The organism is Seohaeicola nanhaiensis, from assembly GCF_042654245.1.
Lineage (GTDB): Bacteria > Pseudomonadota > Alphaproteobacteria > Rhodobacterales > Rhodobacteraceae > Seohaeicola_A > Seohaeicola_A nanhaiensis.
The window spans coordinates 106,621-125,234 of sequence record NZ_JBHSGI010000002.1 but is presented as its reverse complement, the minus strand read 5'-3'; the positions used below and the strand labels follow the sequence as shown (position 1 = coordinate 125,234).

The 18,614-nt window shown below is 63.3% G+C and carries 22 protein-coding genes; 15 read left to right on the top strand and 7 right to left on the bottom strand.

The features are described from left to right. Position 1 precedes the first annotated feature (1 nt). Positions 2 to 781, bottom strand: coding sequence for an SDR family NAD(P)-dependent oxidoreductase (locus ACFO5X_RS00745; protein ID WP_380714957.1), 780 nt, complete (start codon positions 779 to 781; stop codon positions 2 to 4). Between the two features lie 10 nt (positions 782 to 791). Next, positions 792 to 1,799: an LLM class flavin-dependent oxidoreductase gene (locus ACFO5X_RS00740; RefSeq protein WP_380714955.1), complete on the bottom strand. Its 1,008-nt coding sequence runs from the start codon at positions 1,797 to 1,799 to the stop codon at positions 792 to 794. Positions 1,800 to 2,153: 354 nt separating this feature from the next. On the opposite strand from ACFO5X_RS00740, the gene ACFO5X_RS00735 reads away from it, so the two are divergent. From ACFO5X_RS00735 to ACFO5X_RS00690, 10 genes are all read left to right on the top strand, one after another. Next, positions 2,154 to 2,717, top strand: a complete 564-nt coding sequence (locus ACFO5X_RS00735; RefSeq protein WP_380714953.1) for a hypothetical protein — start codon at positions 2,154 to 2,156, stop codon at positions 2,715 to 2,717. A gap of 50 nt (positions 2,718 to 2,767) precedes the next feature. Continuing rightward, positions 2,768 to 5,353, top strand: a complete 2,586-nt coding sequence (locus tag ACFO5X_RS00730) for a methyl-accepting chemotaxis protein (RefSeq protein WP_380714951.1) — start codon at positions 2,768 to 2,770, stop codon at positions 5,351 to 5,353. 77 nt (positions 5,354 to 5,430) lie between these two features. After that, positions 5,431 to 5,976 carry a chemotaxis protein CheD gene (locus ACFO5X_RS00725; protein WP_380714949.1) on the top strand — a complete coding sequence of 182 codons (546 nt, stop codon included), beginning with the start codon at positions 5,431 to 5,433 and terminating at the stop codon, positions 5,974 to 5,976. Positions 5,977 to 5,988: 12 nt separating this feature from the next. Continuing rightward, a complete protein-coding gene (locus ACFO5X_RS00720; RefSeq protein WP_380714948.1) occupies positions 5,989 to 6,264 on the top strand; it encodes an STAS domain-containing protein in 276 nt (91 codons plus the stop codon). Next, complete coding sequence (locus ACFO5X_RS00715; protein ID WP_380714946.1) at positions 6,261 to 6,629, top strand: response regulator; 369 nt, start codon at positions 6,261 to 6,263, stop codon at positions 6,627 to 6,629. The genes ACFO5X_RS00720 and ACFO5X_RS00715 overlap by 4 nt, the downstream gene beginning before the upstream one ends. 7 nt (positions 6,630 to 6,636) lie before the next feature. Then, complete coding sequence (locus ACFO5X_RS00710) at positions 6,637 to 8,739, top strand: chemotaxis protein CheA (protein WP_380714944.1); 2,103 nt, start codon at positions 6,637 to 6,639, stop codon at positions 8,737 to 8,739. Between the two features lies 1 nt (position 8,740). After that, positions 8,741 to 9,211 carry a chemotaxis protein CheW gene (locus ACFO5X_RS00705; RefSeq protein WP_380714942.1) on the top strand — a complete coding sequence of 157 codons (471 nt, stop codon included), beginning with the start codon at positions 8,741 to 8,743 and terminating at the stop codon, positions 9,209 to 9,211. Next, the gene (locus tag ACFO5X_RS00700; protein ID WP_380714940.1) at positions 9,208 to 10,068 is read left to right on the top strand and encodes a CheR family methyltransferase; all 861 of its coding nucleotides are present in this window, start codon (positions 9,208 to 9,210) and stop codon (positions 10,066 to 10,068) included. Before ACFO5X_RS00705 ends, ACFO5X_RS00700 begins: the two co-directional genes overlap by 4 nt. Before the next feature lie 42 nt (positions 10,069 to 10,110). Then, positions 10,111 to 10,497: a response regulator gene (locus ACFO5X_RS00695; RefSeq protein ID WP_380714938.1), complete on the top strand. Its 387-nt coding sequence runs from the start codon at positions 10,111 to 10,113 to the stop codon at positions 10,495 to 10,497. A gap of 2 nt (positions 10,498 to 10,499) precedes the next feature. Further along, positions 10,500 to 10,877, top strand: coding sequence for a hypothetical protein (locus tag ACFO5X_RS00690; RefSeq protein ID WP_380714936.1), 378 nt, complete (start codon positions 10,500 to 10,502; stop codon positions 10,875 to 10,877). Between the two features lie 155 nt (positions 10,878 to 11,032). Here ACFO5X_RS00690 and ACFO5X_RS00685 read toward each other — a convergent pair whose 3' ends face one another. The 5 genes from ACFO5X_RS00685 to ACFO5X_RS00665 all read right to left on the bottom strand — a co-directional run bounded on the left by ACFO5X_RS00685 (position 11,033) and on the right by ACFO5X_RS00665 (position 14,801). Beyond that, entirely contained in the window at positions 11,033 to 11,572 is a 540-nt protein-coding gene (locus ACFO5X_RS00685) for an adenine phosphoribosyltransferase (RefSeq protein ID WP_380714934.1), read from the bottom strand. A 10-nt stretch (positions 11,573 to 11,582) separates the two neighbouring features. Further along, positions 11,583 to 12,212: a LysE family translocator gene (locus tag ACFO5X_RS00680; protein WP_380714933.1), complete on the bottom strand. Its 630-nt coding sequence runs from the start codon at positions 12,210 to 12,212 to the stop codon at positions 11,583 to 11,585. 60 nt (positions 12,213 to 12,272) lie between these two features. Next, the gene (locus ACFO5X_RS00675) at positions 12,273 to 13,157 is read right to left on the bottom strand and encodes an S-methyl-5'-thioadenosine phosphorylase (protein WP_380714932.1); all 885 of its coding nucleotides are present in this window, start codon (positions 13,155 to 13,157) and stop codon (positions 12,273 to 12,275) included. Between the two features lie 57 nt (positions 13,158 to 13,214). Beyond that, positions 13,215 to 14,147, bottom strand: coding sequence for a calcium-binding protein (locus tag ACFO5X_RS00670; RefSeq protein WP_380714931.1), 933 nt, complete (start codon positions 14,145 to 14,147; stop codon positions 13,215 to 13,217). 69 nt (positions 14,148 to 14,216) lie between these two features. Next, positions 14,217 to 14,801, bottom strand: a complete 585-nt coding sequence (locus tag ACFO5X_RS00665) for a flavin reductase family protein (RefSeq protein WP_380714930.1) — start codon at positions 14,799 to 14,801, stop codon at positions 14,217 to 14,219. An 81-nt stretch (positions 14,802 to 14,882) separates the two neighbouring features. On the opposite strand from ACFO5X_RS00665, the gene ACFO5X_RS00660 reads away from it, so the two are divergent. From ACFO5X_RS00660 to ACFO5X_RS00640, 5 genes are all read left to right on the top strand, one after another. Further along, complete coding sequence (locus tag ACFO5X_RS00660; protein ID WP_380714928.1) at positions 14,883 to 15,380, top strand: GNAT family N-acetyltransferase; 498 nt, start codon at positions 14,883 to 14,885, stop codon at positions 15,378 to 15,380. Positions 15,381 to 15,430: 50 nt separating this feature from the next. Continuing rightward, positions 15,431 to 16,198, top strand: coding sequence for an EcsC family protein (locus ACFO5X_RS00655; RefSeq protein ID WP_380714927.1), 768 nt, complete (start codon positions 15,431 to 15,433; stop codon positions 16,196 to 16,198). 94 nt (positions 16,199 to 16,292) lie between these two features. Then, on the top strand, positions 16,293 to 16,769 hold the full coding sequence (locus ACFO5X_RS00650; RefSeq protein ID WP_380714925.1) for an NUDIX hydrolase: 477 nt from the start codon (positions 16,293 to 16,295) through the stop codon (positions 16,767 to 16,769). A gap of 52 nt (positions 16,770 to 16,821) precedes the next feature. Continuing rightward, positions 16,822 to 17,244 carry a DUF1178 family protein gene (locus ACFO5X_RS00645; protein WP_380714923.1) on the top strand — a complete coding sequence of 141 codons (423 nt, stop codon included), beginning with the start codon at positions 16,822 to 16,824 and terminating at the stop codon, positions 17,242 to 17,244. A 109-nt stretch (positions 17,245 to 17,353) separates the two neighbouring features. Then, the gene (locus tag ACFO5X_RS00640; RefSeq protein WP_380714921.1) at positions 17,354 to 18,592 is read left to right on the top strand and encodes an aspartate kinase; all 1,239 of its coding nucleotides are present in this window, start codon (positions 17,354 to 17,356) and stop codon (positions 18,590 to 18,592) included. The last annotated feature ends 22 nt before the right edge of the window (positions 18,593 to 18,614 follow it).

Below are 18,614 nucleotides of genomic sequence, written 5' to 3'. Positions count from 1 at the left end.
ATCAGAAGCGGAAATACCCGCCGTCGATCTGCAGCAGCTGGCCGGTGTGATAAGCCGAGGCATCGCTCATCAGATAGACCGCGATCCCGCCGAAATCCGAAGGCTCGCCCCAGCGGCGCGCCGGGATTCGTGCACCGGCCGCCTGGGCGAATTTCGGGTTGTCGCGGGCGTTCTCGGTCATGTCGGTGGCGATCCAGCCCGGCAGGATGGCGTTTGCAGTGATGCCATAGCGCGCGAATTCCACCGCCAGCGCGAAGGTCATCGCATTGAGTGCGCCCTTGGAGGCGGCGTAATGCTCGTTGCGGGCCGCGCCCGAGACCGACGCCAGGGACGAGACGCAGGCGAGGCGACCGCCGGGATCGCCGGCTTCGGCCCGCGCGACCATGTGGCGCAGCGCGGCCTGGTAGGTGTGATAGACCCCGTCGAGATTGACCGAGAGCACGCGACGCCATTCTTCGGGATCGATGTCGAGGAACGATCGCGCCCCGCGCCCCGAGACGCCGGCATTGGCAAAGCAGCCATCCAGCCGCCCGAACCGGTCGAGCGTCGCGGCCATCGTGGCGTTCACCTCGTCGCGGTCGGCGACGTTGCAGACAAACCCCTCGGCCTCGCCATGAGCGCGCAGCGTCTCGACCGCGCGGGCGTTCTTGTCGGGATTGGTGCCCCAGATCGCCACACGCGCCCCGGCCTTGGCCAGAGCCTGCGCCATGCCCAGTCCGATGCCCCCATTGCCGCCGGTAACCAGCGCGACCTTGCCGGTCAGATCGAATGTCTGTCCCATATTCCCCCCGTTATTCTGCCGCGTCGGCGTGGTTGATCTGTCCCATCGCCTCGGCGGCGATGGCGACCGAGCGCTTGCGCGCCGCGTGATCGTGGATCTGGCTGTTGAAGATGATCTCGTCCGGCTGGTAGCGGGCGACCAGCCGTTCGACCCCGGCGCGCACCGAGTCCACGGGCCCCTGGACCGAGACCGACAGCGCCTGGTCCACCATGCGCAGCATCGCCGGATCGACGAGCGCCGCGATATCGTCGACCGGGCGCGGCAGCGGCCCGGGCTGACCGGTGCGCAGGCGCACGAAGCCCAGTTGCATCGACGACTTGAGCCGCAACGCCTCGGCCTCGGTCGCGGCGCCGAAGACATTGGCGGCAAGGATGAAATAGGGCGACTCCAGCCTCTCCGAAGGGCGGAAATGGGTGCGGTAGACCTCCACCGCCTGGTCCAGAGCGCCCGGCGCGAAATGCGAGGCGAAGGCATAGGGCAGGCCCAACTGTGCCGCCAGTTCGGCGCCATAGAGCGAGGATCCGAGAATATAGACCGGCACCTTGGTGCCGACGCCTGGCACCGCGCGCAGCCGCTGGTCCGGCGATGCATCGCCAAGGAACCCCATCAGTTCCACCACGTCACGCGGGAAATTGTCTTCCTGCGCCATGTGGCGCCGCAGCGCCCAGGCGGTGGCTCCATCGGTGCCGGGTGCGCGGCCGAGGCCAAGGTCGATGCGGCCGGGGTAAAGCGTGGCCAGCGTGCCGAACTGCTCGGCAATGACCAGCGGCGCGTGGTTCGGCAGCATGACGCCGCCGGAACCGACGCGGATCGACCGTGTGCCGGCGGCGACATGCCCGATCACGACCGCGGTCGCCGAACTGGCGATGCCCGGCATGTTGTGGTGCTCGGCCAGCCAGTAGCGCGTGAAGCCCAGCGCCTCGGCATGGCGCGCGAGGTCGAGCGTATTGGCCAGCGATTGCGCGGCGGTGCCACCTTCGCAGATCGGCGAAAGGTCGAGAAGGGAATAGCGGATCATGACGGGCCTCCGAAGCAGCCCGGGCAGACTAGCAGGCTGACCGGCAGGCGAAAGGGGGCGCTGCGGGTGGGGCGGGCTTCGGCGCAGGGACACTGCTGAGGGGGAAGTCGTAAAAAATGTAACGAACCGATTGTCGGGCGCGAATGGGTCGAAATCCCTGTTCGTCCTTCAAGCATATGAAAGATATATATAAATTAAAGCTTTCCGGTCTTCGCTCGCCGCTGTTTTTCGGCTTCGTTCGGGCGCCGGCGTCGTGGGGGAGAGGGCCGTTTCGGTTTCATCGAACCTTAAGTGTTTGCGGTCAGTTTGCACAGATCAAACGTGATTGCCAACCAGATGGAATCGGACACACCCATGAAAATTTGCGCGCTGACTGCCATTCTTGCCCTGACCGCCCCGGCCGTTTTCGCGGCCGAGCCGAACGACTCAATGATCGCTTTCGTCAACGCCTCGGCGCGAGGCTGGTTCGCCGATCCGGTTGTGCAGGCCGCCATCGCGGAGAGCAATGCCGCCCATGGTGGGCTGAGCCAGGAACAACTGATCGCACTCGACGACAAATGGCGTGCCGAGGTCGGCCATGCCGACGCGCCGACCATCGCACCTGTCCGCGATTCCCAGATCTCTCAGGCGATGCGCGCTCATGTTGCCGAAAGCGGCGGCAAGATCACCGAGATCATCGTGATGGATAAGCGCGGCATGAACGTTGCCGTCAGCGACGTCACCTCGGACTACTGGCAGGGGGATGAGGCCAAGTTCCAGGAAACCTTTCCCCTCGGTCCCGATGCCATCCATGTGAGCGAGATCGAACTCGATGAATCCAGCCAGATTTACCAGGCACAGGTTTCCTTCACGGTCATCGACAGCCAGGGCGCGCCCATCGGCGCCGTCACCATCGGACTGAACGCCGAAGCCTTCTGAAACGCCGGCGCAGCCGAGATTTTTCAGGCGCAATACGGAGCTTGCCAGACATGACTGCCCCCAGGACGCTGCCGAAACTGAACTCCATTTTCTACAAGGTCGCAGGCATCATCGCTGTCACGGTGGGGCTTGTGATCGGGACCATCAGCTATGTGTCCACCACCCTGACCTCGGGGATGACGCAGCAATTCGTCGCCGAACAGGCATTTTCCAGTTCGAAACTGCTGGGCGAGCTGATCGGCGGCGCTCTCAAGTTCGGCAAGGGCGATCAGATCAGCGAAACCTTCGACCTCGCCGCGCGCGATTCCAACGGTCAGCTGGTTGGCGCAGCGGCAGTACGCCCGGACGGTACCATGATCGCAAGTTACGGAGATATCAGAGGCGCGGGGGACACCTTGATGGACTTGGCCCGCAAGACTCTGGAGACACAGGAAAAGGTGGTTTCAGAAGACCGCCTTTCGATTGCACTGCCGCTGCGCTTTGGCACAGGTGACGCGCTGGTCGGGGTCCTTGTCAGCAGTTGGACGCCGGACCGGATGTTCGCCAGCGCGCAACAGGCCCAGAGGGTCGCGCTGCTCTGGGCAGGGTGTGTCTTCCTCGTCTCCGTCACGCTGGCGCTGATGCTCTGCGGCCGCCTTATCGTCACGCCTCTGCGCAAGTTCCGCACCGCCATCCAGGCTTTGGGCGAAAAGCGGTACGATACGGAAATCCCTGGCACCGACCGGGGCGACGAGATCGGCGACATCGGCAAAACCTTGCACACCCTGAGCGATCAGCTGGCTTCGGGCGAGGCCATCCAACGCGACGCCAGTTTCAAGGGAGCCGCCTTCATGGGCTGTTCCGCGGCGCTTATGGTGGTCGATGACAGCCGCGTCATTCGCTATCTCAACCCGCGCATGAGCGCTCTGTTCACCGGGCTCCGCGATCTCATCGCCCGCTCGCTGCCGGAATTCGACCCGGCGAGCCTTGTTGGAAAACCCGTCGATGCCTGCAGCTTTGGCGGTGCGAATTTCCGGGAAATGCTGAATGGACCGGTGGCTGGCGGATCGCAAACCATCCTGCGCCTTGGCGATGTCCACCTGTCGCTCGCAATCAGCACCGTCCGCGACGACGCCGGCAAGGCGCTCGGTCATGTGCTGGAGTGGGCGGACGTCACCAAGGACATTTTGAACCGGGCAACGCTGTCCTCCATCGACGCCAATCAGCTCAAGGCGGAATTCCTGCCTGATGGACAGCTCATGACCGCCAATACTGCCTTCGCCAATGCCTTGGGCGCTTCGGCTGAGGCCCTGAAGGGGCGCAGCTTTGGCGATATCGTCGCCTCCGTCGGCAGCGGCTCCGACAGCGCCGCGCGGCTGCTGGATGGCGCGCGCCATGGCAAGGGATTTTCGGGAAAGATGCGGCTGTCCAAAACCGACGGATCGATGGCGATCGTCGATGGCAGCCTGACGTCGATCTGCGATCATGACGGCAAGCCGATCCGCCTTCTGCTGCTGGGCAATGACGTGACCCAGGCCGAAGCGGAACTGGAATCGGCCCGGAAGGAACGGGAGGAGTCCCAACGGCAGCAAAGCCAGGTGGTCGAAGCCCTGCGGATCGGACTCGAGCGCCTCAGCCAGGGCGATCTTACGGCGACGATCCAGAAGCCTTTCTCCGGCTCCTACGAGCAGTTGCGGACCGACTACAACGGCGCTCTGACAACGCTCGCCAATGCGATGAGCGGGATTGCCCGCAGCGCCGAGAGCATCCACAACGAGGCCCGCGACATTTCCAGCACTGCCGACGGATTGTCGCGCCGGACCGAAACCAATTCGGCCACGCTGGAGGAAACGGCCGCTGCGCTCGACACTCTCACCACATCCGTCCGCGCCGCCGCATCCGGCGCGGATCAGGCGGATACCGCCGTGGCTGCGGCCAAGGCCAATGCCGAGAACAGCGGCAGGGTCGTGGTGGAGACGGTGTCGGCGATGGACCAGATCGCCGGGTCCTCGGAGCGGATTACCTCGATCATCAAGGTCATCGACGATATCGCATTCCAGACAAACCTTCTGGCCCTGAATGCAGGCGTCGAGGCCGCACGCGCAGGAGATGCGGGACGCGGCTTCGCAGTGGTCGCTTCGGAGGTGCGCGCACTGGCACAGCGCTCGTCCAATGCGGCGCGCGAGATCAACGACCTGATCGCCAAGAGCGCGACACAGGTCAAGACCGGTGTCGAACTCGTGGGACGAACGGGGCAGGCGTTGCACCAGATCGTGGAATCTGTATCGGAAATTTCCACGCTGGTTTCTGAGATTGCCTCTTCGGCGAGACAACAGTCGTCGAGCTTGGCTGAAATCAACAATTCCGTCAGCCAACTCGATCAGTCGACCCAGCAGAATGCTGCCCGTCTCGAGGAAACCACCGCCGCCAGTGAAGCCCTGCGTCAGAACGCTCTGACACTGGTCGATGCCGTTGCACGCTTCCGTGTCGCCGAAGAGTCCCGGGAAGCCGGGGGCGTCGTAAGACAACAATCCAAATCCCCGAAACCCACGAAACCAGCGCTCGCGCCACCGGCAGAATGGCCCAAGGCTGCGGCCGGACAGGCCAAGCCGCATCCTGTGGTCGCAAAGGCAGCCGCGCAATGGGAGGATTTCTGAGCAATGTTCCCCAGCATTCGCACTCTGGCACGTCTACGGAACCGATTTCATGCGGGACAGGATCAAGGTGAAAGATCATGACCGGATTGACCTCGGAACTCGACATGCGCGCGCTGCGCACCAGCCACGTAATCCAGGGAGAGTTTCGCGTCTCGGATGATCCGGGAATCGTTCTGACAACGATCCTGGGCTCCTGTGTTGCCACTTGTCTCTGCGATCCAGTTGCCGGTGTCGGTGGGATGAATCACTTTCTGCTGCCCGAAGGCGAGGTGAAACAGGAGGTCGGCTTCCGCTATGGCCTGCTCGCGATGGAGTTGCTGATCAACGGGTTGCTGAAGCGGGGTGCTCAGAAGTCCCGGCTGGAGGCCAAGCTATTTGGTGGCGCCATGATGAACGGCGGGCTCGGGCGGATCGGCGAATCTAACGCGGCTTTCGCACGGCGGTTTCTGGCCGACGAAGGCATACCCTGCCGGGCGGAAAGCCTGGGCGGCACGATGGCTCGGCGGGTGCGCTATGTTCCGACGTCCGGACTCGCCCAACAGATGCTGTTGAGCGACCACGTCGAGCCTGCGCTGCCAAAGCGGGCTCAGTCTGCAGCCGATGACGATGTCACGCTGTTCTAGGGAGAGGCCAAGATGAGGCACAGAATTGATCTGGGCGAAAAGCTCGATACCCCGGGGCTGACAGACTTGCGCAAGCGCCTGACCGAGGCCCTTGGGCACCCGGTGGAGCTCGATGGCGGCAATCTGCGCTTGCTGGGCGGGCTTTGCGCGCAATTGCTGGTCGCCGCACGGCACCGCTGGGTGCGGGACGGCCTGGATTTCGATTTGCTGCCTTCGCAGGCGATGCGCGACGACATTCGCCGCCTCGGGCTCGAGTCGCAGCTTCTGACGCAGGATGTGCAACCATGAGTATCAGAATTCTCGCTATCGACGATTCCCGCACCATCCGTGAGATGTTGCGCCACTGCCTGACCCAAGGCGGGTTCGAGGTACATGTCGCCGAAGACGGAGTCGATGGGATTGAGAAATTGCCCGAGGTCGATCCCGATGTCGTGATCACGGACATCAACATGCCGCGCATGGATGGTTTCGGGGTGATCGATACGATCCGTGCGGCGGCGGAATACGCCGGGCTGCCGATCCTGGTCCTTACCACGGAGAGCGCGCAGGACCTTAAGGATCGCGCGCGGAAGAGCGGTGCGACCGGCTGGATCGTCAAGCCTTTCGACGATGCCAAGCTGATCGGCACAATACGACGCATCACGGTTGCATGAGGCGAACATGAGCACGGCCAACGATATCCGGCAGACCTTTTTCCAGGAATGCGACGAACTGCTCGAAGCGCTCGACGACGGCCTGAACGAAATCGACGACGGCATTTCGGACGACACCTTCAGCATCGACACGATCAACGCCGTTTTCCGCGCCGTTCATTCAATCAAGGGCGGTGCCGCCGCCTTTGGCCTTGATGCGCTGGTGCACTTCGCCCATCAGTTCGAAACAGTGCTTGACGCCATGCGGGCAGGGGACCTCCGGCCGAACGAAGAGAGCATGAAGGTCTGTCACCGCGCGGCGGATCATCTTAACGATCTCGTCGCGGCGGGCCGGGAAAACCGGACGCTGCCGGGTGACAGCGGTGGCGATCTGGCGGCACGCCTGGCGTCTCTGGTTTCTGCGACGTCACCCTCGGCCGATGCCGGAGAATCTGAGCCGACGTTCGATTTCGTGCCCCTTGGTGTCGCGGTCAGCCCGATCACGATCGAGACGGGTCCAACGACTTTCGATATCCGTTTCAAACCCGCCCGAGCTCTCTATGCCAGTGGAAATGACTCTGCGCTCCTGCTGCGCGAACTGGGTGAATTGGGTGCGGTATCTGTCGAGGCGGAGACCGGTCGCCTGCCGGAATTCGATCTGCTGGATCCGGCGGAGGCCTATATCGCCTGGGAATTGACGCTGACGACGGATGAAAGCGAACGGGCCGTCCGAGAGGTCTTCGAATTTGTTGAGGGCATGTGTGAGCTGGACATTTCGGTGGCGTCGCGGGCCGAGGCAAACGGCGCGCAAACCGTCCCAATTCAACTGGCGCCCCAGGCACCGACGCAAGCGGAGACCGGCAGTACGCGGGGAGGGGGCAACAATGGAGCACCCCGAGAGAAGACATCCGACTCCGACGGACCGAAGGCGACCGTTCGGGTCAATCTCGATCTGGTGGACCGGCTGATCAACATGGTGGGGGAACTGGTCATCAACCAGGCCGTACTGACACAATGTGTCAAGGACGCGGGGCTACTCGATCGCGGCGATCTATCGACAAGCCTGGCGGAGTTTCGCAATCTTGCCCGTGATATCCAGGAAAGCGTCATGGCGATCCGGGCTCAATCGGTGAAACCGCTGTTCCAACGCATGGCGCGGATCGTGCGTGAGGCAGCGGAACTTTCCGGGAAGGAAACGGAGTTCGTCACCGAGGGCGAGACAACCGAGGTCGACAAAACGATCATCGAGCGGCTTGTCGATCCTTTGACCCATATGATCCGGAACGCCGTAGACCACGGTCTGGAGACTCCTGAAGATCGGATTGCGGCGGGAAAGCCTGCGACGGGCCGCGTCACGCTGTCCGCGGCGCATCGGTCGGGCCGCGTGCTGATCGAGGTGTCAGACGACGGCGCCGGTATCAATCGTCCGAAGGTATTCCAGATTGCAGTGGACAAGGGCCTGATCCCGCCAGATGTGCAACTGAAGGAGTCCGAGATTGACAACCTCCTGTTTCTGCCGGGGTTTTCCACGGCCAGCCAGGTCAGCAACCTGTCAGGCCGCGGTGTCGGTATGGACGTGGTGCGTAGCGCGATCCAGAAGCTCGGGGGCAGGGTCAGTATCCAGTCGCAACGCGGCAAGGGCACCACCATGTCGATCAGCCTGCCGCTGACGCTGGCGGTCCTTGACGGCATGGTGGTCGATGTGGCCGGGCAGACCATGGTGGTGCCCATAACCGCGATCGTTGAAACCCTGCGACCGAAACCCGGGGACATCCACCCGCTCGGTGCCGACAATCTGGTTGTTTCTGTGCGCAATAAGCTGGTGCCGGTGATCGACCTCGGGGTGGTCTTTGGCCATCGCACCGCCCCCGCCGCGATCTCGGATATGGTCGTCCTTCTTGTAGAGTCGGACAATCACACAAGCTGGGCGCTAGCGGTCGATCAGATTTTCGATCAGCGGCAGGTGGTGATCAAGGGACTGGAGTCCAACTACGGTCACGTGCCCGGCGTCGCTGCCGCCACCATTCTGGGCGACGGCAACATCGCTCTTATCATCGATCCGGAAGAAACGGCACACCGATCGGGCGCCGTCATTGATCCCGGCGATTTGGCCCTGTTGGACGAGGTGTGAAATGACGACGGCTACCCATGTGCAACCCGGCGTGCGCGAATTGGTTACCTTTCGCGTCGGCGAACAGGACTTCTGCATCGATATCATGATGGTGCGCGAGATACGCGGATGGTCGCCGGCGACGATCCTGCCTCATGCGCCCAAATTCGTCCTGGGGGTGATCAACCTGCGCGGTTCTGTGGTGCCGATCGTTGATCTCTCGGCGCGCCTTGGACTGGCGCCTTCGGTTCCCGACGACCGCCACGTAATCGTGATCGCGGTGGTTGGCAATCAGACCATCGGGTTTCTGGTCAGCGCGGTGGCCGATATCATCGCGGTGGACGGTTCCGAGGTTCAGCCCACACCAGACGTGACCTCCGAGACGACGCGCAATTTCATTGAAGGCGTGATCGTGACCAAGGAACGGATGCTCCGGGTGATCGACATTCAGACCGTGCTGCCAAAGGTGGCAGATTCCGCCGAGGCACCATGAGTGCGCTGAATCTTGACCTCCCCGGCGGTCCGATGGGGCGGGACGTCGAATACGTCACTGCCGACTTTCAGCGGATCATCTCCATCCTGCACGAGGTTGCGGGCATCAAGATGCCGCCGACGAACGAAGCGCTGGTGTTTTCGCGCCTGTCGCGACGGGTGAGGGACCTCGGGCTGAATAGGTTCGCGGACTATATCGCCCATGTCGAAGCGCCGCAGAATGTGGCCGAGCGCGACGAGATGGTCGCTGCATTGACGACGAACACGACGCGCTTCTTCCGAGAGGACTATCATTTCGAGACACTGGCGAGCGAGCTCTTGCCCGGGCTTCTGGCGCGGGCGCGAGAAGGGGCGCGAATCCGGCTGTGGTCTGCAGGCTGCTCTACGGGGGAGGAGCCCTATACGATCGCCGCCGTGGTCATGCAGCACTGTCCGGACCTGGCGGCCTGCGATTTTCGCATTCTGGCGACGGATATCAATCGCAGGGTCCTCGCCATTGCAGAACGCGGCGAATATCCCGCCGCCTGCGCCGAGGCGGTCACACCGGACCTCGTGCCACGGATGTTCGAAACCGCCGGCACAGACATGGTTCGTATCCGTCCGGAACTGCGGTCGCTGATCACCTTCCGATACATGAATTTCATGGATCCCTGGCCGGTGAGCGGCCCGTTCGACGCGATCTTCTGCCGCAACGTGATGATCTACATGGAGGAGGATGTGCAGCGGCGGGTCTGGGCTGGCCTCGCCTCGGTGATGCCGCCGGGCGGTTATCTGTTCATCGGTCATTCGGAACGGATCGGACGAGAATTCAAGGACCAGCTGCAACTGGTCGGCAAGACCACCTTCCGCCGGGTGTGATCCGCTGGCGGAGAAGACATATAGGGAAAGGGACGGACTAGAATGGCATTGAGAGACGTGCTGACCGTCATGGTCGTGGACGATATGTCCACCAGTCGAAGCCTCATCATCATGGCGCTTGAGGAAATGGGTATCAAGAAGGTGGATTTCAGCAATGACGGGGCCTCTGCTCTGCAGGCCCTGGCCCAACGGCCAGCTCATCTGGTGATCTCGGATTACAACATGCCAAATATGGACGGGTTGCATCTGCTGCAGGCCCTGCGCAACGCGCCGGCGACCAAGGGAATCGGGTTCATCCTGGTCAGTGGCAAGGTCGACCAGAACATCATCAACGTGGGGCGGCAGCTCGGCATGAACAACTTCATCAAGAAGCCCTTCACCACGGTACAGATGCGCGATTGCATTCAGGCTGTCGTCGGGCAGCTTTGATCATGTCGGATGGCGCGAGGCTCGACCCGATTCCGCTTGCCCGGCTCATCGGTCTGATCGGCGATGAACTGCGCGATCTGCGCGATGAAGGCCGCAATCTGGAAGACGCCATCGCCCATGCGATCCTCGATCATCAGCCGACCCGCCGCGAAGCGCTGGGAAACTTGCAGAAGATCGACCTGATCGTGCAGACGCTGGGCGAACTCAGCGCTTATGTCCTGGCCCTGGTGGAGCATGTGCCGCCAAGCCATTCAATTGAAGTGCACGACTTGCTGGAGCGGATCACCCTGCGCGGGCTGGCAGGCAAACTGGCGGGCCATCCGCGTCAGCCCGTGGTCGACGCGTCGGGCCGGATCAGTGGAGAGGTGGATCTGTTTTGACCGACAGGGGGGCAATGTCTGCGGCAATCCTCATTATCGGGCAGGCGGGACTGAGGCGGATTTTTTCACAAGCGCATCCGGCCTTTTATCCGCTGTAGCCGCGCGGCCGGACGGTCCGGGGTGCGGGCGGATCGACGGCATCGGGCCGCCGCCGCTCAGGCCCCCTCGAAGGCGCAGAGCGCATGCACGTCCATGCCCATCCCCTCGAGCAACTTGCGCCCGCCCAGATCGGGCAGGTCAATGATAAAGGCGCAGGACACGATTTCGCCGCCGAGGCGCTCGATCAGCTTCAGGCCAGCCGCCGCGGTGCCGCCGGTGGCGAGAAGATCGTCGACAAGGAGGACCCGTTCGCCCGGCGCTATGGCGTCCTCGTGGATTTCGACGATCGCCTCGCCGTATTCCAGCTTGTAGTCCTGACTGATCGTCCGCGCCGGCAGCTTTCCCTTCTTTCGGATCGGCACGAAACCAACCGAGAGCTGGTGCGCGATGGCGCCGCCGAGGATGAAGCCGCGCGCCTCGAGACCGACGACCTTGTCGATCTCCATGCCGGCATAGGGATGCAGCATCTGATCGATGGCCATGCGAAACCCGCGGGCATCGGCAAAGAGCGTGGTCACGTCACGGAACATGATCCCCTCGTGGGGGAAATCCACGATGGTGCGGATATAGTCGCGCACGGCTGGGGTCTTGGGCATGAAACTCTCCTCAGGCCGGGCGGCGCAGCAGCGCGGTGGCAAGGGCCATGCCGATCAGCGCGACCCCGCCGGTGCGGGTGAGGCCGGTGATCACGCCCGGCCGGGCGACGGTGGCGCGCAGCCGGTCGGCCGCCAGTGCATAGGCCAGGGCGTTGATTGCGGCAAGGCTGACGAAGGTGGCGATGAGGATGGCGAATTGCGGGGCCAGCGCGGCCTCTGGGCGCAGGAATTGCGGCACGAAGGCGATGAAGAAGGCGATGGACTTCGGATTCAGGGCCGTAACCACGGCGGCATGCAGGAACACGCCGCGCGCGGTGATGTCGCGGCGGGTCGTCTCGGCCTGCAACCCGTCCGCGGGAGCTGACCGCAACAACCGCACACCCAGCCAGACAAGGTAGAGCGCGCCCACCCATTTCAACGCGGTGAAGAGCGCGGCCGACGTCATCACCAGCGCGCCGAGGCCGAGCAGAGAGGCGGTGAGGGCAATGAAGTCGCCCAGCGCCACGCCCAGTGCGGTGGCCACGGCGACACTGCGACCCTTGGAGACGGCATAGCTGAGCACCAGCAGAACCGTCGGGCCGGGAATCAGCAGAAGAGCGATAGTGGCGGCGACGAAGGCCAGCCAGAGGTCGAGGGGCATGTCGGAAACTCCTGAGTCAGCGGACCGACCAAGCCACGGTTTCACCCGTTTGCCAAGGTGTCACGCGGGCCGTCCGAGAACCCGTCCGGCCACCGCATCAAGCCGCGCGAGCAGCAGCGGGTCGCGCCGGTCGGGAGCGGTGAGGATGGCATGATCGAGCGCGTGGTCGCAGCCGGCCGGGCAGGGCGCGCGCTCTGCGGCCAGCAGGGCGGGCAGCCTGCGCACCATGGCCCGGCCGTTGTCGGCATTGCCCATCAGCGTGGCAATGATCTGCGTCACATCCACTTCGCCGTGATCGGGGTGCCAACTGTCGTAATCCGTGACCATGGCGACCGAGGCATAGCACAGCTCGGCCTCGCGGGCGAGTTTGGCCTCGGGCATGTTGGTCATCCCGATCACGTCGGCGCCCCAGTGCTCGCGATACATCCGCGATTCCGCAAGCGTCGAGAACTGCGGGCCTTCCATCGCCAGATAGGTGCCGCCGTCATGCACGGTGATCCCGGCCTGGCGGGCGGCGTTGAGGCAGGCGGTGGACAGCCGCGCGCAGGTCGGATGGGCGACGCTGACATGGGCGACGCAACCGGTGCCGAAGAAGGATTTTTCCCGCGCGAAGGTGCGGTCGATGAACTGATCGACGATCACGAAATCGCCCGGCGCCATCTGTTCGCGGAACGACCCGCAGGCCGAGATCGAGATCACATCGGTCACCCCCAAACGCTTCAGGGCATCGATATTTGCGCGATAGGGCACGGTGGAGGGGGTGAAGACATGGCCACGCCCGTGGCGCGGCAGGAAGGCCATTTCAAGCCCGTCCAGGGAACCGGTCAGAATTTGGTCGGAGGGCGGTCCCCAGGGCGTTTCGACTCCGATCCATTCCGCGTCGGTCATCCCCTCGATGTCGTAGATGCCCGACCCGCCGATAATGCCGATCTTGGTCTTGGTCATGTGCCATCCCCTTTGCCACCCCGGCAGAGTGGCGGGGTGGCGGGGCAAAGGCAAGGGTCAGAGCGGGAGGATCGCGATGCTGTTGCCGGCCAGATCGGCCTGTGCGACGTCCTTGAGCAGAATGTCGAAATCGCCGATCTCAACCAGAAGTCCAAAGCCGGTGTCGGTCATAGTCACGGCCTGATCGGTGCGTATCACCACCCGATCGACGCCGGCCTGGAAGTCTGTAATTTGATCGTAGTCGCGATAGAGTTCGGGAATGACAAAGACAAAGCGATCGCGCCCTGCGCCGCCCGTCAGCACGTCGTCGCCATCACCGCCGACCAGCCGGTCACGGCCGGCGCCGCCATCGAGTAGATCACGGCCCCGCCCGCCGATCAGATTGTCATGACCAGCCCCGCCGAACAGCGAGTCTGCCCCCGACCCGCCGAAAAGATGGTCGTTGCCGCTTTGCCCATACAGCATGTCGTCGCCTGCGGCACCGTATGCGCGGTCGTTTCCGGTCCCCAGGACAAACGTGTCGTTACCATAGTTAAGGAAGACCTCGTCGTTTCCGGCGAAACGAATGGCGATGTCATCGAAAGAGGTTAGCGAAGGCGTGACGTTGGCGGAGGTGCTGTTGTCGATGATCTTCCAGTCCAGCGCATAGAGGAGGGCCTCCATGGCACCGAGTTCGCCCGATGCCTCCGCCAAGGCGGCTGCGGAAACGTTGGCGATATCCAGATCGAGTTCCTTGAAGGTCACATAATAGCCTGGAGAGAACGAATAGGTGAAGCTCTCCAGGGTACCTGACACCAGCGTCGTTTGGCCCGCAGACGTGCCATAGACCAGGTTCGTGCCGGTTACGGAAAGAGTCGAGGCTTCATTCGTAAGGAACGCGGAAGTGGACGTCGCGTTTGTCACAACCGAATCCAAGAAGAGATTCTCGAATAATCCGGCAGGAACCCGGTGCCCATTCGCAATTCCTTCGGAAATTTCGTAAGTTCTCATGTCGGGCCTACCATTCTTGTGATTCCACAGATCATCATATTAGCCGGGATGTCAGCCACCGCCTATGGATTAATCATCCGGCCGCACCAATTCGAAGACCTCGGTCACCCGCGCGTAATCGCGGTATCCCAGACGCGAGAGCGGCTGGTAGGTTGTCACGTCGAACCGGCCGTCCTTCAGGCAGTCGTCGCGCATGTGCACGCCCACGACTTCCCCCAGCACCAGATGGTTGACGCCGCCTTTCAGTGGAATGATCTGCGTCATCCGGCATTCGAGAGAGGCCGGCGCCCCGGCGACGCGCGGACAAGGGATCGTGGCACATTCGGCGCGTTCGATTCCGGCTTCGGTGAATTCGTCGATTTCTGGCGGGAAATGATTGGTTGTGACATTCATCGCCTCGCGTGCCGCATATTCGACGATATTGACGCAGAACACGCCCGTTTCTGAAATGTTCTGAACACTATCCTTCCAGGTGGTCGAAGAAAACATGACCTGCGGCGGCGTATAGGCAATGGCGTTGAAAAAGGAATAGGGGGCCAGATTGTCCTGCCCCTTGGCGCTGCGGGTTGAGATCCAGGCGATCGGACGCGGCGTGACGATCGCGTTGAACGGGTTGTGAGGCAGTCCGTGGCCGTCTTCGGGGCGGTAAAACATCTGCGTCTCCTGTGGTTTGAACAAGTGGTATCGCCATGCTACGTCGCATGCCACCACATACCGAGGAGCCAGGGCAGCCCCGTGATCGAAATCAGACCGGAAACCGATGCCGACGCCTGGGAGGTGGAATCCCTGCTCGACCTCTGTTTCGCCCCCGGCAGGACCTTGTTGTCCTCCTATCGCCTGCGCGATGGCGTTCCGCCGGTGCGTGGCCTGTCGCTGGTGGCCCGCGACCAGCTGGGCATCCTGATCGGCGCAATCCGGTTTTGGCCGATCCGCGTGGCGGGCCTGCCGGCCCTGCTGCTGGGCCCCGTCGCCGTGCACCCGACGCACCAGGGCGAAGGGCTGGGCGCGGGCCTGATCCGCGAAGGGCTCGCGGCCGCCCGTGCCGGCGGCTGGGAGCGGGTGATGCTGGTGGGCGACGCGCCCTACTACAACCGGTTCGGGTTCACCAAGCTCGAGGATGTGGAGATGCCCCCGCCAACCAACCCCGACCGGGTGCTGGGACAGGATCTGGTGCCCGGCGCCTGGGCCGGCCTGTCCGGGCCGGTAACGAAGTGGGATGCGGCTGACTATTGAAACCCGGGCCGCGACCGCCGACATTGAAGGTGAACATGGCGGAGGGTGGCATGGACGATGTCGTGATGGTGGGCCCGGTGGATGTCGACGCCGAACTCGACCGGCTGGCCGCGCGATATCGCAAGGCGGGCGGCATCGGCGTGCAGATGCTGAGCGCAGTGGGCGGTCGGGCTGAAGGCCTGCTGGACAAGCTTCCGACCGGCATTCGCGACCGTCTGGGCGACGCCACCAGCTATGCCCTCACCCTGGCGATGCGCGGGGCGCAGAAATCGCGCGGCGCGGTGAAGGATCAGCAGCCCTGGGTCAATACCGCCGTCGCCACCGCCATGGGGGCGGCGGGCGGCTTTGGCGGCCTGCCCTCGGCGCTGGTGGAGCTGCCGGCAACCACCGCTGTCCTGATGCGCGCGATTCAGGGCGTGGCCGCGCAGCACGGCTTCAATCCCGACGAGGAGAGCGTGCAGTTCGACTGCATCCGTGTCTTTGCCGCGGCCGGGCCGCTCAGCAATGACGACGGCGGCGACCTGGCGTTTTTCACCCTGCGTCTGACCCTGACAGGGGGTGCGATGCAGAAGCTGATCGCCACGGTGGCGCCCAAACTGGCCGTTGCGCTGGGTCACAAGCTGGCAGCACAGGCTGTGCCGGTGCTGGGCGCGCTTGCGGGCGCTTCGGCCAATTACGTCTATACCCGTTATTATCAGGAAATTGCCCACGTTCACTTTGGAATGCGGCGTCTGGCGATCGATGCCGACATCCCGCACGAGCAACTTGTGACGAAACTGCAGCAAAAGATGAAGGCTCCGTCGGTCAAGCGGGCTTGACCTCGGGGCGGGCAGGGGTTGTAATTGTTACAAATGAAAAAAGGGACCTGGCCAATTGGGCCGGCCCGATCCGGCAGTAAGATCCAGGGTGACCATGGCAGTGCAAGCGCCGTCTGCGGATTCGTCCGCGACGGAAGAAGAGATTGGCAGACAGTTTGCGGCGCTGTGTTTCACGACGGTGCGCGGCAAGACGCGTGTATTGCTGATCACCTCGCGCGGCACCGGGCGCTGGATCGTTCCCAAGGGCTGGAAGGTCGAGGGCGCCACTGCCGCCGGTTCCGCCGCCCGCGAGGCCTGGGAAGAGGCCGGTGTGGTGGGACGCATCTATGACCACTGCCTGGGCACCTACAGTTACATCAAGCTGGACGACAAGGGCCCCGACCTGCCCTGCAAGGCACAGATCTTTCCGGTGAAGGTGCTGTCGCTCAAGGGCGATTTCCCCGAACGCAACCAGCGGCGGCGCAAGTGGTTTTCGCTCAAGAAGGCGGCCGAGCTGGTCGATGAGCCGGAGCTTGCGGAAATCCTGCGCAGCTTCGACCCGGGAACGCTGCCTGCGGCCGTCAAGTCTTGAATCCCGGACGCTTACCGATCATTTAGACGGTTAGTCGCAGAATGAACGAGACATGATCCAATACGCGCTCAGATGTGCAGACGGACATACTTTTGACAGCTGGTTCCAGTCCGCCGCTGCCTATGAACGGCTGGAAAAGGCCGGGATGGTCGCCTGCGCCGTTTGCGGCGGGGGTGGTGTCGAAAAGGCGATGATGACGCCGCGCGTGGCCGCACCGCGCGACAAGGCACAGCCCAGGCTGAGCGATCCGGCAACGCCGGCCGAACAGGCCCTGGCCGAATTGCGTCGCCAGATCGAGCAGAACTCCGAATATGTCGGCGGTCGCTTTGCCAGCGAGGCGCGCGCGATGCATTCGGGCGACATCCCGCAGCGCTCGATCTATGGCGAGGCGCGTCTCGACGAGGCGCGCCGCCTGGCCGAAGAGGGCGTGCCCGTAACTCCGCTTCCGTTCCTGCCAAACCGCAAGGCGAACTGACCGCGCCCCGGCCCTGTCGGACCGCCGCACGGGGCGCGCGCAATTCCAGTTGCCCTCGCCCGGAGGCGCGCGTAAACACCGCGCGACTTTTGGCACGTAAGGAACCGCAATGCCGATCCTGGTGATGAAATTTGGCGGCACTTCGGTGGCGAATCCCGACCGCATCAAGCGCGCGGCCAAGCGCGTCGGACTCGAGGTGGCCAAGGGCTATGACGTGATCGTCATTGTCTCGGCCATGGCGGGCAAGACCAACGAGCTGGTTGCCTGGGTCAACGAAACCTCGCCGCTGTTCGACGCACGCGAATACGACGCGGTGGTTTCCTCGGGCGAGAACGTGACCGCGGGCCTGATGGCGCTGACGCTTCAGGAAATGGATATTCCGGCACGCAGCTGGCAGGGCTGGCAGGTCCCGGTCAAGACGACCTCGGCGCATTCCGCGGCCCGGATCGAAGAGATCCCGACCGACAACATCATGAAGAAGTTTGCCGAGGGCATGAAGGTCGCGGTCGTCGCGGGCTTTCAGGGGGTCAGCCCGCAGGGCCGGATCACCACGCTCGGCCGGGGCGGTTCGGACACCACAGCGGTGGCCTTTGCCGCCGCCTTCAACGCCGAACGCTGCGACATCTACACCGATGTCGATGGCGTCTATACGACCGACCCGCGCATCTGCGAGAAGGCGCGCAAACTGGACCGCATCGCCTTCGAGGAAATGCTGGAGCTGGCAAGCCTGGGCGCCAAGGTGCTGCAAACCCGCTCGGTCGAGCTCGCGATGCGCTACAAGGTGCGCCTGCGGGTGCTGTCAAGTTTCGAGGAACCGTCGGACACGGCCGGCACGCTGGTCTGCGACGAGGAGGAAATCATGGAATCGAACGTAGTTGCCGGTGTCGCCTATTCCCGCGACGAGGCCAAGCTGACCCTGCTCTCGGTGGCCGACCGCCCCGGTATCGCGGCCACGATCTTCACCTCGCTGAGCGAGGCCAACGTCAACGTCGACATGATCGTGCAGAACATCGCCGAGAACGAGCGCACCGACATGACGTTTTCCTGCCCGACCGACCAGGTCAAACGTGCCGAGGCGGCCCTGGCCGAGATGAAGGCCGAGGGCAAGCTGAACTTCGGCGAGTTGGTGGCCGACACCAATGTCGCCAAGGTCTCGGTCGTGGGTATCGGGATGCGCAGCCACACCGGCGTGGCGGCGAAGATGTTCAAGGTGCTGTCCGACGAGAACATCAACATCAAGGTCATCACCACCTCCGAGATCAAGATCTCGGTTCTGATCGACCGCAAATACATGGAACTTGCCGTGCAGGCCCTGCACGACGCCTTCGAGCTGGAAAAGGCCTCCTAAGCAGACCGCTGCCGCCCAATTG

What these genes read in the sequence shown, in the direction of transcription:
- ACFO5X_RS00745 (WP_380714957.1), bottom strand. Translation starts at nt 781, where the DNA reads ATGGGACAGACATTCGATCTGACCGGCAAGGTCGCGCTGGTTACCGGC.
- ACFO5X_RS00740 (WP_380714955.1), bottom strand. Translation starts at nt 1,799, where the DNA reads ATGATCCGCTATTCCCTTCTCGACCTTTCGCCGATCTGCGAAGGTGGC.
- ACFO5X_RS00735 (WP_380714953.1), top strand. Translation starts at nt 2,154, where the DNA reads ATGAAAATTTGCGCGCTGACTGCCATTCTTGCCCTGACCGCCCCGGCC.
- ACFO5X_RS00730 (WP_380714951.1), top strand. Translation starts at nt 2,768, where the DNA reads ATGACTGCCCCCAGGACGCTGCCGAAACTGAACTCCATTTTCTACAAG.
- ACFO5X_RS00725 (WP_380714949.1), top strand. Translation starts at nt 5,431, where the DNA reads ATGACCGGATTGACCTCGGAACTCGACATGCGCGCGCTGCGCACCAGC.
- ACFO5X_RS00720 (WP_380714948.1), top strand. Translation starts at nt 5,989, where the DNA reads ATGAGGCACAGAATTGATCTGGGCGAAAAGCTCGATACCCCGGGGCTG.
- ACFO5X_RS00715 (WP_380714946.1), top strand. Translation starts at nt 6,261, where the DNA reads ATGAGTATCAGAATTCTCGCTATCGACGATTCCCGCACCATCCGTGAG.
- ACFO5X_RS00710 (WP_380714944.1), top strand. Translation starts at nt 6,637, where the DNA reads ATGAGCACGGCCAACGATATCCGGCAGACCTTTTTCCAGGAATGCGAC.
- ACFO5X_RS00705 (WP_380714942.1), top strand. Translation starts at nt 8,741, where the DNA reads ATGACGACGGCTACCCATGTGCAACCCGGCGTGCGCGAATTGGTTACC.
- ACFO5X_RS00700 (WP_380714940.1), top strand. Translation starts at nt 9,208, where the DNA reads ATGAGTGCGCTGAATCTTGACCTCCCCGGCGGTCCGATGGGGCGGGAC.
- ACFO5X_RS00695 (WP_380714938.1), top strand. Translation starts at nt 10,111, where the DNA reads ATGGCATTGAGAGACGTGCTGACCGTCATGGTCGTGGACGATATGTCC.
- ACFO5X_RS00690 (WP_380714936.1), top strand. Translation starts at nt 10,500, where the DNA reads ATGTCGGATGGCGCGAGGCTCGACCCGATTCCGCTTGCCCGGCTCATC.
- ACFO5X_RS00685 (WP_380714934.1), bottom strand. Translation starts at nt 11,572, where the DNA reads ATGCCCAAGACCCCAGCCGTGCGCGACTATATCCGCACCATCGTGGAT.
- ACFO5X_RS00680 (WP_380714933.1), bottom strand. Translation starts at nt 12,212, where the DNA reads ATGCCCCTCGACCTCTGGCTGGCCTTCGTCGCCGCCACTATCGCTCTT.
- ACFO5X_RS00675 (WP_380714932.1), bottom strand. Translation starts at nt 13,157, where the DNA reads ATGACCAAGACCAAGATCGGCATTATCGGCGGGTCGGGCATCTACGAC.
- ACFO5X_RS00670 (WP_380714931.1), bottom strand. Translation starts at nt 14,147, where the DNA reads ATGAGAACTTACGAAATTTCCGAAGGAATTGCGAATGGGCACCGGGTT.
- ACFO5X_RS00665 (WP_380714930.1), bottom strand. Translation starts at nt 14,801, where the DNA reads ATGTTTTACCGCCCCGAAGACGGCCACGGACTGCCTCACAACCCGTTC.
- ACFO5X_RS00655 (WP_380714927.1), top strand. Translation starts at nt 15,431, where the DNA reads ATGGACGATGTCGTGATGGTGGGCCCGGTGGATGTCGACGCCGAACTC.
- ACFO5X_RS00650 (WP_380714925.1), top strand. Translation starts at nt 16,293, where the DNA reads ATGGCAGTGCAAGCGCCGTCTGCGGATTCGTCCGCGACGGAAGAAGAG.
- ACFO5X_RS00645 (WP_380714923.1), top strand. Translation starts at nt 16,822, where the DNA reads ATGATCCAATACGCGCTCAGATGTGCAGACGGACATACTTTTGACAGC.
- ACFO5X_RS00640 (WP_380714921.1), top strand. Translation starts at nt 17,354, where the DNA reads ATGCCGATCCTGGTGATGAAATTTGGCGGCACTTCGGTGGCGAATCCC.